Origin of the sequence: Luteipulveratus flavus, from assembly GCF_029439465.1 — a bacterium.
Taxonomy (GTDB): domain Bacteria; phylum Actinomycetota; class Actinomycetes; order Actinomycetales; family Dermatophilaceae; genus Luteipulveratus; species Luteipulveratus flavus.
Genome location: NZ_JAROAV010000006.1, coordinates 55,220 through 68,145, shown reverse-complemented (window position 1 = coordinate 68,145; position 12,926 = coordinate 55,220). Strand labels below are relative to the sequence as shown.

Annotated in this window: 15 protein-coding genes; 10 read left to right on the top strand and 5 right to left on the bottom strand. The window is 74.1% G+C overall.

The annotated features are described in order from the left end of the window. Window positions 1–148 precede the first annotated feature (148 nt). The gene (locus P4R38_RS01640; RefSeq protein WP_277190760.1) at window positions 149–655 is read right to left on the bottom strand and encodes a GNAT family N-acetyltransferase; all 507 of its coding nucleotides are present in this window, start codon (window positions 653–655) and stop codon (window positions 149–151) included. Between the two features lie 111 nt (window positions 656–766). Here P4R38_RS01640 and P4R38_RS01635 point away from each other — a divergent pair, with 111 nt between their 5' ends. From P4R38_RS01635 to P4R38_RS01610, 6 genes are all read left to right on the top strand, one after another. Further along, complete coding sequence (locus P4R38_RS01635) at window positions 767–1,018, top strand: acyl carrier protein (protein WP_277190758.1); 252 nt, start codon at window positions 767–769, stop codon at window positions 1,016–1,018. Next, the gene (locus P4R38_RS01630) at window positions 1,015–2,229 is read left to right on the top strand and encodes an AMP-binding protein (protein ID WP_277190756.1); all 1,215 of its coding nucleotides are present in this window, start codon (window positions 1,015–1,017) and stop codon (window positions 2,227–2,229) included. Before P4R38_RS01635 ends, P4R38_RS01630 begins: the two co-directional genes overlap by 4 nt. Continuing rightward, window positions 2,222–2,995 carry an SDR family NAD(P)-dependent oxidoreductase gene (locus P4R38_RS01625; protein WP_277190754.1) on the top strand — a complete coding sequence of 258 codons (774 nt, stop codon included), beginning with the start codon at window positions 2,222–2,224 and terminating at the stop codon, window positions 2,993–2,995. The genes P4R38_RS01630 and P4R38_RS01625 overlap by 8 nt, the downstream gene beginning before the upstream one ends. 86 nt (window positions 2,996–3,081) lie before the next feature. Next, window positions 3,082–3,486 (top strand): hypothetical protein, encoded by a 405-nt coding sequence (locus P4R38_RS01620; protein ID WP_277190753.1) that lies wholly within the window; start codon window positions 3,082–3,084, stop codon window positions 3,484–3,486. Between the two features lie 49 nt (window positions 3,487–3,535). Continuing rightward, window positions 3,536–3,967 carry a hypothetical protein gene (locus P4R38_RS01615; protein ID WP_277190751.1) on the top strand — a complete coding sequence of 144 codons (432 nt, stop codon included), beginning with the start codon at window positions 3,536–3,538 and terminating at the stop codon, window positions 3,965–3,967. 82 nt (window positions 3,968–4,049) lie between these two features. Further along, a complete protein-coding gene (locus tag P4R38_RS01610) occupies window positions 4,050–4,853 on the top strand; it encodes an HNH endonuclease (RefSeq protein WP_277190750.1) in 804 nt (267 codons plus the stop codon). 96 nt (window positions 4,854–4,949) lie between these two features. Here the strand turns inward: P4R38_RS01610 and P4R38_RS01605 are convergent, their stop codons facing one another. Further along, complete coding sequence (locus P4R38_RS01605) at window positions 4,950–6,341, bottom strand: hypothetical protein (protein ID WP_277190748.1); 1,392 nt, start codon at window positions 6,339–6,341, stop codon at window positions 4,950–4,952. A 50-nt stretch (window positions 6,342–6,391) separates the two neighbouring features. Between P4R38_RS01605 and P4R38_RS01600 the strand changes: the two genes are divergently transcribed. The 4 genes from P4R38_RS01600 to P4R38_RS01585 are packed head-to-tail and all read left to right on the top strand — an operon-like array spanning window position 6,392 to window position 10,051. Beyond that, on the top strand, window positions 6,392–7,270 hold the full coding sequence (locus tag P4R38_RS01600; RefSeq protein ID WP_346770729.1) for a glycosyltransferase family 2 protein: 879 nt from the start codon (window positions 6,392–6,394) through the stop codon (window positions 7,268–7,270). A gap of 1 nt (window position 7,271) precedes the next feature. After that, window positions 7,272–8,288: a hypothetical protein gene (locus tag P4R38_RS01595; RefSeq protein WP_277190746.1), complete on the top strand. Its 1,017-nt coding sequence runs from the start codon at window positions 7,272–7,274 to the stop codon at window positions 8,286–8,288. Window positions 8,289–8,330: 42 nt separating this feature from the next. Further along, entirely contained in the window at window positions 8,331–9,122 is a 792-nt protein-coding gene (locus tag P4R38_RS01590) for a hypothetical protein (RefSeq protein ID WP_277190745.1), read from the top strand. Continuing rightward, window positions 9,119–10,051 carry a DNA-3-methyladenine glycosylase family protein gene (locus P4R38_RS01585; RefSeq protein WP_277190744.1) on the top strand — a complete coding sequence of 311 codons (933 nt, stop codon included), beginning with the start codon at window positions 9,119–9,121 and terminating at the stop codon, window positions 10,049–10,051. Before P4R38_RS01590 ends, P4R38_RS01585 begins: the two co-directional genes overlap by 4 nt. Window positions 10,052–10,060: 9 nt before the next feature. Here P4R38_RS01585 and P4R38_RS01580 read toward each other — a convergent pair whose 3' ends face one another. The 3 genes from P4R38_RS01580 to P4R38_RS01570 are packed head-to-tail and all read right to left on the bottom strand — an operon-like array spanning window position 10,061 to window position 12,895. Next, window positions 10,061–10,879, bottom strand: a complete 819-nt coding sequence (locus P4R38_RS01580; RefSeq protein ID WP_277190742.1) for an ABC transporter permease — start codon at window positions 10,877–10,879, stop codon at window positions 10,061–10,063. Beyond that, on the bottom strand, window positions 10,866–11,801 hold the full coding sequence (locus P4R38_RS01575) for an ABC transporter ATP-binding protein (RefSeq protein ID WP_277190740.1): 936 nt from the start codon (window positions 11,799–11,801) through the stop codon (window positions 10,866–10,868). The genes P4R38_RS01580 and P4R38_RS01575 overlap by 14 nt, the downstream gene beginning before the upstream one ends. Further along, entirely contained in the window at window positions 11,798–12,895 is a 1,098-nt protein-coding gene (locus P4R38_RS01570; RefSeq protein WP_277190738.1) for a LolA-like protein, read from the bottom strand. The genes P4R38_RS01575 and P4R38_RS01570 overlap by 4 nt, the downstream gene beginning before the upstream one ends. Between the last annotated feature and the right edge of the window lie 31 nt (window positions 12,896–12,926).

Genomic DNA, 12,926 nt, shown 5'->3' with positions numbered 1-12,926 from the left:
TGCGCACCCGCCGCCGCGGCCATCCGCACGATCTCCAACGCCTTGTCCAACGACCCGTCATGATTCCCCGACATCTCCGCGATGACGTACGGCTCGTGGTCCGGACCGATGTGGTGCGGGCCGATCTGGATGGAGGGCTGGGTCATGGTCACGCCTTCTGCTGGTCGCGGGTACGGCGGATGCGGTGGACGAGCGTCGGACGGCCGCCGATCTCTCGCTCGTACGACTCCACCTCGGTGAAGCCGCTGCGTCGGTTCATGCTGCGGACGGCCTCGTTGTGGTCCAGGACCTCACCCTCCAGGACCTCGAGCCCGAGCTCCTCGAAGGCGTACCGGACGCCCTCGCGCTGGATCTGCATCCAGGCCGGCAGCAGCGCGCCGCCCAGGCCTTCGTTGTCGAGGTAGTAGCCCCACATCGCGCTGCGCGGGCTGCTGCCCTCGGCGGTGATGTCGAAGAAGTTGACGACGCCGGCGGGCTCGCCCCGGCGCTCGTAGACGAGCACCTGACGGCTCGGATCCTGCTGGACCGCCGCCCACCACCTCTCGTGCATCTCGGGGGTGATCTCCTCCTGCTGGAGGGACACCGCCTGGACCTCGGGATGGTTGCGCCAGACGCGGACGAGCTCCTTGTCGGCCTCCGTGGCGGGGCGAAGCATGCGGGAGCCTCCGACGAGTTGTTGGGGGAGAGGGTGAGAGCGGCATTTACACTACAACGGGCCCAGCGCTGGGCCGTTCCGACACTTCCCCGAAGATGACAGCGAGGATCGATGAGCACGCTCAGCCGTGACCAGGTGCGCACCATGATGGCCGAGGTGCTGTCCGCCCAGGGCAAGGAGCTGCCCGCCGACGACAGCGCCTCGCTGGAGACGATCGGCTTCCGCTCCCTCGACTTCTCCGAGCTGGCCCTGCGGGTCGAGGACGAGATCGGCGACGAGCTCAACTTCGACGCTCCCGGGCTGCGCTCGATCGAGACCGTCGGTGACGTGCTCGACTTCCTCGACCAGCTGCAGACGGCGTGAGTCTTCCCGCCGGGGCGGGCAACCGCGTCATCACGGCCCGGTACGACGGGACGTGGGCGGGCCTCGCGGACGCGCCGGTGCTCCCGCCGGCGGCGGCCGTCCTGGTCCAGGACAACACCGAGGCCGTCCGGGCCGTGTGGCAGGCGGCCACGACGCCGCGCGAGACCCTGATCGCGGCCGCGACCCGGGTGGGCGACGAGCAGGCGCAGGAGCTGCGCGAGTCCGGCCTCGCCGTCGTCCGGTCGGACGCCGTCGAGCCGCCGCTCACCGGGCGTGAACCCGAGGCCGGGCGCGTCTGGCTGCTGACGTCCGGCTCGACCGGGCGGCCCAAGCAGGTCGCGCACACCCTGGAGTCGCTCACCACCGTCGGTGGCGACCAGCCGCGCCGGACCTGGCTGTGCCCGTACGCCACCGGCGCATACGCGTGGTGGCAGATCGTGACGCTCTCGCTGGCCCTGCCCGGTCAGGACGTGCTCTTCGTCGAGCCGAGCGAGCTGGACCGCTGGCCCCAGATGGCGGTCGACGCCGGCGTGACCGCCGCGTCCGGCACACCGACGTTCTGGCGCCAGGCGCTCTTCCGCTCCGGTGACGTGCTCGCCGGGCTGCAGCTGGAGCAGATCACCCTCGGCGGCGAGCCCGTCGACCAGGCGATCCTCGACACGCTCCGTGAGGTCTTCCCGAAGGCCCGCATCTCCTGGATCTACGCCTCGTCCGAGGCGGGCGCCGCGATCGCCGTGCACGACGGCCGGGCCGGCTTCCCCGCCGCCTGGCTCGAGCGCGACACCCCCGGACGCCCGCGGCTCACCGTCCAGGACGGCGAGCTCGTCATCGCCTCGGCCAAGGCCGCCGAGGGCATGGACGCCGCGATCCGTACGGGCGACCGCGCCGAGGTCGTCGGCGACCGGGTGCTGATCACCGGGCGCATCGCGTCCGACGAGATCAACGTGGGCGGCTCCAAGGCGTCCGCCTCGAAGGTCCGCGGTGTCCTGCTGGACCACCCCGACGTACGGTGGGCGGCCGTCCGCGGTCGCAAGGCGCCGCTGGTGGGTCAGGTCGTCATGGCCGAGGTGGTCCTCGCGGACGGATCCGCCGTGACCGACGCCGACCTCACCGCGTGGTGCGCCGCGCGACTGCCCGACTACTCCGTGCCGCGCCGGCTGCGCGTGCTGCCCGAGATCCCGATCAAGGAGACCCTGAAGAGCGATGTCTGACACTGCCACCGCGCCCACCGCCGCTACCCCCGCGGCCATCCCGCCGGCCACGTGCGTCCTGATCTCCGGCGGCTCCCGCGGTCTGGGTCTGAGCCTGGTGCACGACGCGCTGGCGAACGGCGCGAGGGTCGCGACCTTCGCGCGCACCGTCACGCCCGAGCTGGAGGCCCTGGCCGCCGAGCGCCCGGACGACGTCTTCGTCGGATCGGTCGACATCACCGACACCAAGGCGATCACCACGTTCATCAAGGAGGCGTCGGCCAAGCTCGGCCCGATCGACGCCCTGATCAACAACGCGGCCATCGGCCAGGACTCCCTGCACGTGCACACCTCGCCGGAGCGGGTCGCGCAGATCGTCACGACCAACCTCACCGCGCCGCTGCTGCTCGCCCGCGCGTTCCTGCGGCACGCCATGGCCAAGTCCGGCCGCGGCCGGATCGTCATGGTCACCTCGGTGTGCGCCCAGCGCGGCTACTCCGGCCTGGTCACCTACTCGGCGACCAAGGGCGGTCTGGACTCCGCGATGCGGACCCTCGCCCGGGAGATGCACGGCCGCTTCCTGGTCAACTCGGTGGCGCCGGGCTTCTTCGCCTCCGAGATGTCCTCGGTCCTCGGCAACGAGCAGCTGTCCACGATCACCCGGCGCACGCCGTCCGGTCGCCTGGTCGAGCCGGACAACATCACTCCGGTCGTGCGGTCGCTGCTGTTCGACGACACCAACCTCAACGGCCAGGTCATCACCATCGACGGCGGCGGCTCGATCTAGCCGCTGCCGTCGGGCTGGCTGCGGCCGTGCGACTGATCGAGGAGTCCTCCCGGGGCGCTGTCCCGGGAGGACTTCCTGCGTCCTGGGTGAGTGCGCAGACCGTGCACGTCGGCGTGGACGTCGACCGGGACACCCACCCGGACGCCGCGCGCAGCTACCTCGCCGACGGTCGCGGCGTCGCGTGGGACCCACCGGGCCGCGGCGGTTGTCGGCTGGCGGTCGACGCCGAGCTCGCCGCACAGCGCGTGCCGGGAGCCGTCGTACGGCGGGCTCGCCTCACCGAGCCCGTCGAGCCGCAGGACTTCTGGGCCCGCTGGACCCGGGCGGAGGTGCTCGCCAAGCTGCTCGACGTGCCGATCCTGCTCTGGGTCCGCGAGCACGGGCTCCTCGTCCCCGACCTCGGGGCCGAGGCGGTCGCGTGGCGTACCTACGCGTGGGAGGACCTCGTCGTGACGTTCGCGGTGAGGGGACCGCAGGACCCTGCCGACTGAGACGGCGTGACGCTTGCCACCCTACTTCGAACACTTGTACGATGACGGAATGGGGAAGGGCGCGCAGGTCGGGGACGGTGAGGCGGTCACGGCCTCCGACCTGCGCGGATTCCTCGACGCGCTGGCCGGGCTGGCCGCGGACGTCGACGACGCCGAGCGGGTCGAGCAGCTCGCCGCGCTGGAAGACCTGCAGGCTGCCTGCGTCGCGGCGCAGGCGCGGGTCATGGTCGGCCTGTCGGACTCGCAGGTCGGCGCCCAGGCGGCGGCCGGTCTCGTTGTGCGTCAGCGCGGGCGAGGCGTTCCGGAGCAGGTCGGCCTCGCCTGCCGCATCTCGCCGCAGGCCGCCGCGGTGCGGCTGGGTCGCGCTCGCGCCTGGTCGACGCAGCTGCCGTTCACCCTGCGCGCTCTCGGCGCCGCTGCTGCCCGACCTGTCGTTCAAGGAGGCGGACGCGGCGATCCGTCGCCTCACGTACGAGCGTGACCCGGCCGCGCTGGTCGAGCGCATCGGCCGGGCCGCTCAGGACCGCGCGGTGTGGTCGCGGCCGGCCCCCGACTGCATGAGCATGCTCTCGGTTGTGCTGCCCGTGGCCGACGGTGTGGCGGCCTACGCGGCGCTGGACCGGCACGCCCGCGAGCTGCGAGCGGCGGGCGACGCACGGTCCCTGGCCCAGCTGCGCGCCGACACCCTGGTCGAGAGGCTGACGGGCAGGGCCGTCGCCGGGGGCCGGCCGGTGGAGATCGGGCTGGTGATGTCGGCGTCCACCCTGCTGGACGACGGGAGCGAGCCCGGGCTGGTGGACGGTCACGGCCCGGTGCCGGCCGCGCTGGCCAGGGCGATCGCTGCCGGGGAGCCCCAGGCGGGCCTGAGGGGCCGGCCGCCCGCTACGGACCGCGACGGCGCGCGGGCCCGTGCCTGGGTCCGGCGGATCTTCATCGATCCGGCCGACGGCACGGCCGTCGCGGTGGACTCCCGGCGCCGGACGTTCGGTGGCCCGCTGCGACGACTCATCTCGGCCAGAGACCGCGTCTGCCGAGCTCCGTTCTGCGACGCGCCGATCCAGCATCACGACCACGTCGTGAGGTACGCCGACGGCGGTCTGATCGAGGCGGCCAACGGCCAGGGCCTGTGCGAGCGGTGCAACGACACCAAGGAGCTACCAGGTTGGTCGGCCCGGGTGGTCCATCCCGGTCACGAGCTCGCCGCACCACGGGCCGGACCGGCGCACGAGGTCGAGATCACCACCCCGACCGGCCACCGTCATCGGTCCGTCGCGCCGTCAGTCCTGGGTGGCAGGCCGCATCCGTTCACCGGCGACCTCACCGTGCTCGAACGTCGGGTACTGCTCGTGCTGAGCGACGCCGCCTGAGCACGCGCTCGCCTGGTCCCTGAGTCCACCGCGCACGATCTGCGTGCCGCGAACATGGCTCAGGGCCAGGTCAGGGCGTCGGCGCGGACGCCCGCCTCAGCGTGAGCGCTGCGTACGGCTGCGGGCGGCCTCGACCAGACGCTTCGTCGGCGCGGTGAGCACGAACAGCGTGCGGCGCGGCCACGGGCTGTCAGCGGTGGCGACCGCGTGCTCCAGAGCGCGGATCCGTCGCTCCTGATCCGACGCGCGCCGCTGCAGATCCGCGACCTGGGCGCTGCGGTCGTGCAGCGCAGCCTCCAGCTCCTCCCGGCGCGCCTCGACGACGTCCTCGGCGACGGCGGGCGGGCGGTGGGCAGCGGCTCGAGGCGTCGGGGCGGCCACCTCCGCGGCCGACGCAGCCAGGCCGCCGAGGATGCGCAGCTCGCGGGCTATGGCCTGCGCGTCCAGCTCCGGTGCGAACGGGTGAGCGCCCGGCGCCCCGGCGACCTGTCCGGCCAGCTCGACCAGCGCCGCGTCGTACGACGTGTCGTCGCCGCAGCCGGCGCGCAGCTCCTCGAGCAGCGTCCGAGCTCGCGACAGGTTGCCGTCCCGCAGGGCGAGCAGCAGCGGCCAACGGTGTCCACGCAACGGCCCGTCGACCGCCTCGCCGAGTCCGGGGTCCGCGACGAGCGCGGGTGCGTGCAGCACGCGCGGTGAACGGCCGGCCACGACGAGCCAGGCTCCGGCCAGCTCGGCCGCCGCGCCACCGGCGAGGACGTCGACGGCGCGGTCGGCGTACGGCACCGCGTGTACGGCAGCTGCCAGGGCCTCGTGCGCGTCCCGCACCGCGTCCTCGGACGCGCCGTCGAGCACGACGACCGGGTCGGCGCCGGTGGGCAGGAGCGAGCGCTCGACCCACGGGGTGAGTCCGGCGTCGCCCAGCAGGCCGGGCAGCTCGTGGCGGAACGGGCGGCGGACGTCGTACCCGTCGGTGCCGACCCACCACGCGGTGTCGTCGGCGAGCCGGTGCGGCTGCGTCCCGGCGGTCAGGGTGTCCAGGCCCAGCCCGCCCGGCACGAGGGCGACGACGCACCCGTCGTCGGCGACGGCGTCGGCAGCCAGGCCCAGCGTGTCCCCGTGCGACAGCCCGGGGGAGTCGGGCGACAGCACCGTCTCCGGGGGGTCGAGCAGCACGACGACGTCGTACGCGGACCCCGCGGGCAGCCGGTCGAGGGCGCCGCAGACGACGTCAGCGCCGTCCTGCGCGAGCGCCTCGGCGTGGGGCACGCCGCGGACGAGCACCCGGACGTCGTGATCGCGAAAGTGCTGACGTAGCAGGGCTGCTCGCGGGCCGGCGAGCAGAACCCGACGCCGGCCCTCCGGCACCAGGGCGAGGACGGCCGGGGCGATGGCGCGCAGCGGCGCGGTCGTCGCGAGGTCGGACCAGGTCGCCATCTCGCCGCCGATGAGCCGCGGGTGCACCCCGGGCCGGGTGAAGTCGTCGGGCACGCTGCCTCACTGGGGTCGGTCGGTCCGGGTCGGTCGTCTAGCCTAGCCCGGTGCCTGCGGAGTCCACCTTGCCCAGCGTCGGTGTCGTACTGCTCCACATGGGGGACCGGCCGACCGAGCTCGCCGAGGCGCTGCGCACGCTGAGGGCGCAGCAGGGCGTCGAGCTGGACGTCGTCCTCGTCGGCAACGGCTGGGAGCCGACGGGTCTGCCCGACTGGGTGCGCACCGTCCACCTGCCGGAGAACGTCGGCATCCCCGAGGGCCGCAACGTCGGCGCGCGAGAGGTGCGCGGCGAGCTGCTCTACTTCTACGACGACGACGCGTCCCTCCCCACGCCCGACGTCCTCTCCCGGCTGGCGCGGGTGATCCTCGGCGACCCGGCCGTCGCCGTGGCCCAGCCCCGTGGCGAGGACCCGACCGGCAAGACCGCGCCGCGCCGCTGGGTGCCCCGGTTCAACGTCGAGGACGGCGGCAAGGCCGGTCCCGCGACCTGGTTCTGGGAGGCGGTCTTCATGATCCGTCGCGCGGCGTTCGAGCAGGTGGGCGGCTGGCCCGGTCACTTCTTCTACGGCCACGAGGGCATCGACCTGGCGTGGCGGCTCGTCGACGCCGGCTGGACCATCCAGTACGTGCCGTCCGTGGTCGTCAACCACCCCGCGACCAGCCCCGCACGGCACCAGGTCTTCTACCGGATGAACGCCCGCAACCGGGTCTGGGTGGCCCGGCGCAACCTCCCCGCGCCGCTCGTCCCGGTCTACCTCGCCTCGTGGACCGGTGTCACCCTGGCCCGCGTCCACGACAAGGCGGCGCTCGGGACCTGGTTCAAAGGGTTCGGCGAGGGTCTGCGCAGCGACCCCGGCCCGCGGCGCCCGATGTCGTGGCGCACGGTCGCCCGGCTGGCCCGCGCCGGCCGGCCGCCGGTGATCTGACATGACCGAGCGCGAGGGCCACGGCCCGTTGCACGTCGTCGTGACCGGGGTTCGCAGCCAGACCCACCTGGTCTACGTCGCCTCCTACCTGCGGGCCGAGCTCGCCGCGCGTACGACACCGGTGACCGTCGCGTACGTCGGGGGCGGCACGTTCCTCGGCCGTGCCTCGGTGACCGAGGACGTCGTGCTCCGGCTCCTCCCCGAGGACGACCGGCTGCGGGTGACGTTCCCTGACGGCGCGTCCCGGTGGGAGCTCCCGGAGGACGCCGAGGCGGTCTACGTCGCGGTGGGCGCGCCGGGCATCAAGCCCTGGGCCCAGCTGCGAGCGGCCAACCCGCGCAAGCGGATTCGCGTGGTGGTCACCGACGAGGGCATCGGTACCTACGGCGACTGGCGCACCCGCCGGGAGGCCTGGGCGCGCCAGGGGGTGCCCGAGCCGTGGCGCTCGGTCCGGACCGCCGCTGTCACCGCCGGCGCGCGCACCCTCACGACCCGGCGCTGGCCGACCTACGTGGCCGACCAGGGCCGCTGGACCGTCGTCGACGGGGTGGCCGCGGAGTTCCACCGGCACACCACCGGGGTCGAGCCGACGAGCGACAGCCGGACCGTCGTGCTCGCGACCCAGCCCTGGGCCGACCTCGGCCTGCTGGACGAGGACACCTACCTGGAGCACGTCGGGCAGCTGGTGTCCGCGGTCGGCCGTGCCGGTGGCCGGCTCGTCGTCCGGCCGCACCCGGCGGAGTCGCGGGAGCGCTACGCGGGGCTGGAGGTCATGTCCGGCAGCGGTCCGGCCGAGCTCGACCCGCAGGTGGTGCGCGCGGCGGCGGTGATCGGCGGTGGCAGCACCGCGGTGCTCAACCTCGCGGCGGTCTTCGGGCTGCAGGCCGTACGAGTGACGCCGCCCGGGCTGGAGCACCTGGACCGCGCGCTGGGCGACGACCAGCGCGCCCTCCTGGAGACGTTCACCGGCCCGGTGACGCCCGCCGACCGTGTCCACGAGCGACTCCGGCTGCGCTGAGTCGCATCCCCTCCGTCAGACCTCCCGGTTACCCTCGATCAGGTGAAGGGAGACTCGCCGGGACAGCGCCACGGGACCCCCGCATCGCGGGCCGCAGGCGCCGAGGTGCGCCGGCTCGCCGGCTCACCCGCGGTGCAGCGGATCGCCGGACGCGTGCGTGATGCCGCCCGGCAGACCGCGACGCGCATCCCTCGTGCCGACGTGACGGTGCGGCTGCGGTCCGCCGACCTGCGCGGCGTACGGACCTCCGACGTCCTCGTCGACGGCGTCGAGGCGCGGGCCGCTCGGCGCACCGCCCGGTCGCTCGGCCTGTCACGCACCCTCGACGACACCTCCGCCTGGGCGGCGCTCGGTGCCCTCGCGGCACTGATGCGCGTGGCCGACGACGGCCGGCGCCGCGCGGTCGTGCTCGATGCCTCCGGTCCGCGGTCGCTGTTCTCCCGGTGGGCGACCAGGGCGGGCTTCGCCCCGGTCCACCTCGACGTCACGCGCCCGGACGTGGTGGGGACCTCCATCGACGCGGGCACCGTCGACCTGTTCGCCCGGATCCACCCGCGCTCGCTGCGGGCGGACGAGGCCGACGTCGACCTGGTGATCGGCTCGACCGCGCTGCGTCGCGGCGGGCTCATGGTCGTCACGCTGCGCCTGGGCCCCGCCGCGGAGGGCGGGGTGGGCGTCGCCGAGCTGCGAGCGCTCGTCGCCCGTGCCGACGAGCAGGGCCTGAGCCTGGTCGGTGAGCTGGGGGTGGCCGACGGTCTGCGGCTGCGAGCGGCGCAGCGGGTGGAGGGTGACACCAGCGTCGGCCTGGCGCTGCTGACCTTCCGGCGCCGGTGAGCGGGCAGCCGACGGTTCGCGTCTGGGCGCCGGGCCGTCCCGTCCCGATGGGAGCCATCCTGTCCGGGCTGCGCCACGGCGGGTACGACCCGACCTGGCGCACCGACGCCTCGGGCCTGTGGCGGGCGAGCCGTACGCCGGACGGTCCGGTCACCATGCACCTCACCGTCGCGCGGGCGGACGTCGCCGGGGACGCCGTGACCGCGCGGGCCTGGGGCCCGGGCGCGTCCTGGCTGCTGGACCGGCTGCCCGCGATGCTCGGCGACGGCGACGACACCGACGGTTTCGTGCCGGAGCACCCGGTCCTGGCGACCGCGCACCGGCGGGCGCAGCACTTCCGCGTCCCGTGCAGCGGCCTGGTCATGGAGTCGCTGATCCCGGTCGTCATCGAGCAGCGGGTCACCGGCAAGCAGGCGTTCGCGGGCTACCGCAGCCTCGTGCGCCGCTACGGCGAGACCGCGCCCGGCCCCGGCGGCGAGCTCCGGCTGGTCGTGCCCCCGGACGTCCGCACCTGGCGCCGGGTCCCGTCCTGGGAGTGGCTGCGGGCGGGGGTGGACGCCGCCCGGGCCGACACGGTGGCGCGAGCCCTGTCGGTGGCCGCGCGGCTGGAGGAGTGCGCGGACCTGCCGATCGCGGACGCGCACCGACGGCTGCGAGCCGTGCCCGGCATCGGCGCCTGGACCGCTGCCGAGGTCGCCCAGCGCGCGCTCGGGGACGCCGACGCCGTCAGCGTCGGCGACTACCACGTCGCCAAGAACGTCACGTACGCGCTCGACGACGGCCGGGTCGGCGACGACGCCCGGATGCTGGAGCTGCTCCAGCCGTACGCCGGCCACCGGTTCCGGGTGCAGCGCCTGCTGGAGCTCGCGGGCATCGCCCGGCCCCGCCGCGGTCCACGCCTCACGGTGCCGACCCACCTGCCCGCCTGAGCGGGAGCCTCAGGACGTCACGTCCTTGCCGGCGAAGCGCGCCCAGGCCGCCAGCCACGCCACCAGCGCGTACGCGAGGGCCACGAGCACCCCGGAGCGCAGCGGCTCCCCGTTGATCGGGTCGCGGAAGATCTCGATGTACGAGGCCCAGTAGTGGTTCGGCAGGTACGGCCCGAGCCAGTCCAGCTGCGGCAGCTGGTCCAGGATCAGGCTCAGCACGTTGACGGCGATGACCGCGATCCCGGCGCCGATCGGCTGCTCGGTGAGGGTGGAGAAGAACAGGCCGATCGCCGCGAGCGACGACAGGCAGACGACGACGTACGCCATCGCGAGCAGCACCCGCAGCACCGCGGGCCCGGTGCCGATCTGGGTCCCGGACAGCAGCGTCAGCCGGCCGCTGCCGAAGAGCGCGATGCCGATGGCTGCGCCCACCCCGGCGACGACGACCACCGCCACCACCGTGAACAGCACCGTCGCCGCGTACTTCACCGCCAGCAGCCGGGCGCGGGCGACCGGCACGGTGAGCAGGTAGCGCAGCGTGCCGATGTTCGCCTCGCCCGCGATCGAGTCGCCGGCGATGATCCCCACGGCGAGCGGGAGGATGAAGGGCAGCTCCAGCCCGAGCGCGGCCAGCGGGACGAACAGGCCGTTCTCGGTGATCGAGCTGATGAAGTCGGGCGCCTCCGGCCCGGGCTCGGACACCGAGACCTTCACGGCGATGGCCAGGACCACCGGGACGGCCGCGAGCGCGAGCAGCCCGACCTGGTTGCGGCGACGACCGAGCACGAGCCGCAGCTCCGAGCGCAGCAGCCGGCTACCCGCTGACATCGAAGCCCTCGCCGGTGAGGGAGACGAACAGGTCCTCCAGGCTGCGCTCCTGCACGCCGAGGGCGAGCACGGGTACGCCGGCGCGCACCAGCGCGGGCGCGAGGTCCGTCCGCACCACGTCGCCCAGGTCGGCGCCGACACGGTCGTGACTGATCTCGATGTCCCGGGCTCCGAGCTGCCGCAGCACCGCCGCCGCGTCGCGCGGGCGGGTGGTCTCGACGAACGCCCGCTGCCCGGCTCCGGCGCGCAGCTCCGCGACCGGACCCTGGGCGACGAGGCTGCCGTCGTGCATGACCCCGATGTGGGTGCAGATCTGCTCGACCTCCGCGAGCAGGTGGCTGGAGACCAGGACCGTCCGGCCCTCGTCGGCGAGGCCGCTCACCAGGTGCCGCACTTCCCGCGTCCCCTGTGGGTCCAGGCCGTTGGTCGGCTCGTCGAGCACCAGCAGGTCGCGCGGTGCGAGCAGGGCTGCCGCGATCCCCAGCCGCTGACCCATGCCCAGCGAGTACGCCCGGTATCGCTTGTCCGCGGCGGCCAGCAGTCCGACGCGGTCCAGCGCCGCGTCCACCCGGCGCCGCGTGTCGCTCCGGTCCGTGCTCGCGTCGGCGTCGTCCAGCCGGGTCAGGTTGGCCCGGCCCGAGAGGTAGGGGTGAAACGCGGGTCCCTCGACGAGCGCGCCGACGCGGGGGAGGACCGCGCCGGCGGACTCGGGCATCGGGCTGCCGAGCAGCGAGTGTTCACCTGCGCTCGGCCGGACCAGCCCGAGCAGCATCCGGATGGTCGTCGTCTTGCCCGAGCCGTTCGGGCCGAGGAAGCCGTAGACGCTGCCCGTGGGCACGGCCAGGTCGATTCCCGCGACCACCGTCTGCTGACCGAACCGCTTGGTCAGCCCTGTGCTGCGGACGGCGAGCGGGTCGCTCACCGCGCCGCTGCGGCGTACAACGTCTGCGGTGGGACGGCACCGACGAGCAGGCGGCCGTCGTCGGTGACGAGTGCGGTGAACAGCGTGCCCTGCAGCTGGTGGCCCGAGCCCCAGGCGCCCTGCACACGGGGGAGCATGCCGACCAGCTGGTCGACCGAGGGGCCGTTCTCGCCGGACTTCTGACCCGGCATCTGCTCAGGGACCCGGGCGGTGAGCACGGACGTCCAGCCGGAGCCGATCACGTTGGGCTTCGTCGCCTTGAGCAGGCCGGCGACGTCGTTCATCATGCCGGCCGAGTTCTTCTGCGGCGCAACGGTCTTCGTGGTGACGTCGGTGCCGGGCGGCGGGTTGAACGTGAACTGCCCGGCGTCCGGCCGGCCGAAGTCCACCGAGGTGAAACCGACCTCGATCGCGGGCTTGCTGATGCGGGTCGAGTGGACCTGCACCCGCAGCGGGACGTGCGTCTTGCCGTCGATCGCGACCCGGACGTCCTTGACCAGGGAGCCGGACTGCTTGGGCTCCAGCACCAGCTCGTACGCCGCACGGCCGGCGACCGAGGTGGTGCCGTCCACCGACACGGTCGTGGACGGCTGGAGCGTGTCCAGGATGCGGCGGGACGTCTCCTGCGGGGTGGCGGGGACGCTCTCGTGGTGGGCCGCCGCGGACCCGGCCGGCAGCCGCAGGTGGGTGGCCTTCTTCTGCTGGCTCGACCACAGCCAGACGTCGTTGCCGTTGCGGACGACGTCGGACTCGCCGTTGGAGCCCAGGAGCGCGAGCCGCGTCCGGTCGGAGCCGGCGGCCCACACGCGCATGGTGTGCGTCCCGGAGATCAGCGAGCTCAGCTCGCTGCTGCCGCGCCCCGCCGGACCGGGCAGGGCGGGCAGGCCCAGGTCGGCGGACGCGACGACGGTGCCCGACACGCCGGGGACCGACGCGGACTGGACGTCGTTGAGCAGCTGGGCGGCGGTTCGGGTCGGCAGCTCGGTGTCGGCGGACGCGGTCATCCGGCTCGCCACGACGCCGCCGCCGATGAGGCAGGCGGCGGCGACGGGAGCGGCCCATCGCACGGACGGGTGGTCGGTGAGGAGGCTCATGACCACACTCTGCGCCGGGGTCGCTGTGAAC

Bases quoted from the DNA above. Each gene is read 5' to 3' on its own strand.
- P4R38_RS01615 (WP_277190751.1), top strand. From the start codon at position 3,536: ATGGGGAAGGGCGCGCAGGTCGGGGACGGTGAGGCGGTCACGGCCTCC.
- P4R38_RS01595 (WP_277190746.1), top strand. From the start codon at position 7,272: ATGACCGAGCGCGAGGGCCACGGCCCGTTGCACGTCGTCGTGACCGGG.
- P4R38_RS01635 (WP_277190758.1), top strand. From the start codon at position 767: ATGAGCACGCTCAGCCGTGACCAGGTGCGCACCATGATGGCCGAGGTG.
- P4R38_RS01640 (WP_277190760.1), bottom strand. From the start codon at position 655: ATGCTTCGCCCCGCCACGGAGGCCGACAAGGAGCTCGTCCGCGTCTGG.
- P4R38_RS01580 (WP_277190742.1), bottom strand. From the start codon at position 10,879: ATGTCAGCGGGTAGCCGGCTGCTGCGCTCGGAGCTGCGGCTCGTGCTC.
- P4R38_RS01625 (WP_277190754.1), top strand. From the start codon at position 2,222: ATGTCTGACACTGCCACCGCGCCCACCGCCGCTACCCCCGCGGCCATC.
- P4R38_RS01610 (WP_277190750.1), top strand. From the start codon at position 4,050: ATGCTCTCGGTTGTGCTGCCCGTGGCCGACGGTGTGGCGGCCTACGCG.
- P4R38_RS01570 (WP_277190738.1), bottom strand. From the start codon at position 12,895: ATGAGCCTCCTCACCGACCACCCGTCCGTGCGATGGGCCGCTCCCGTC.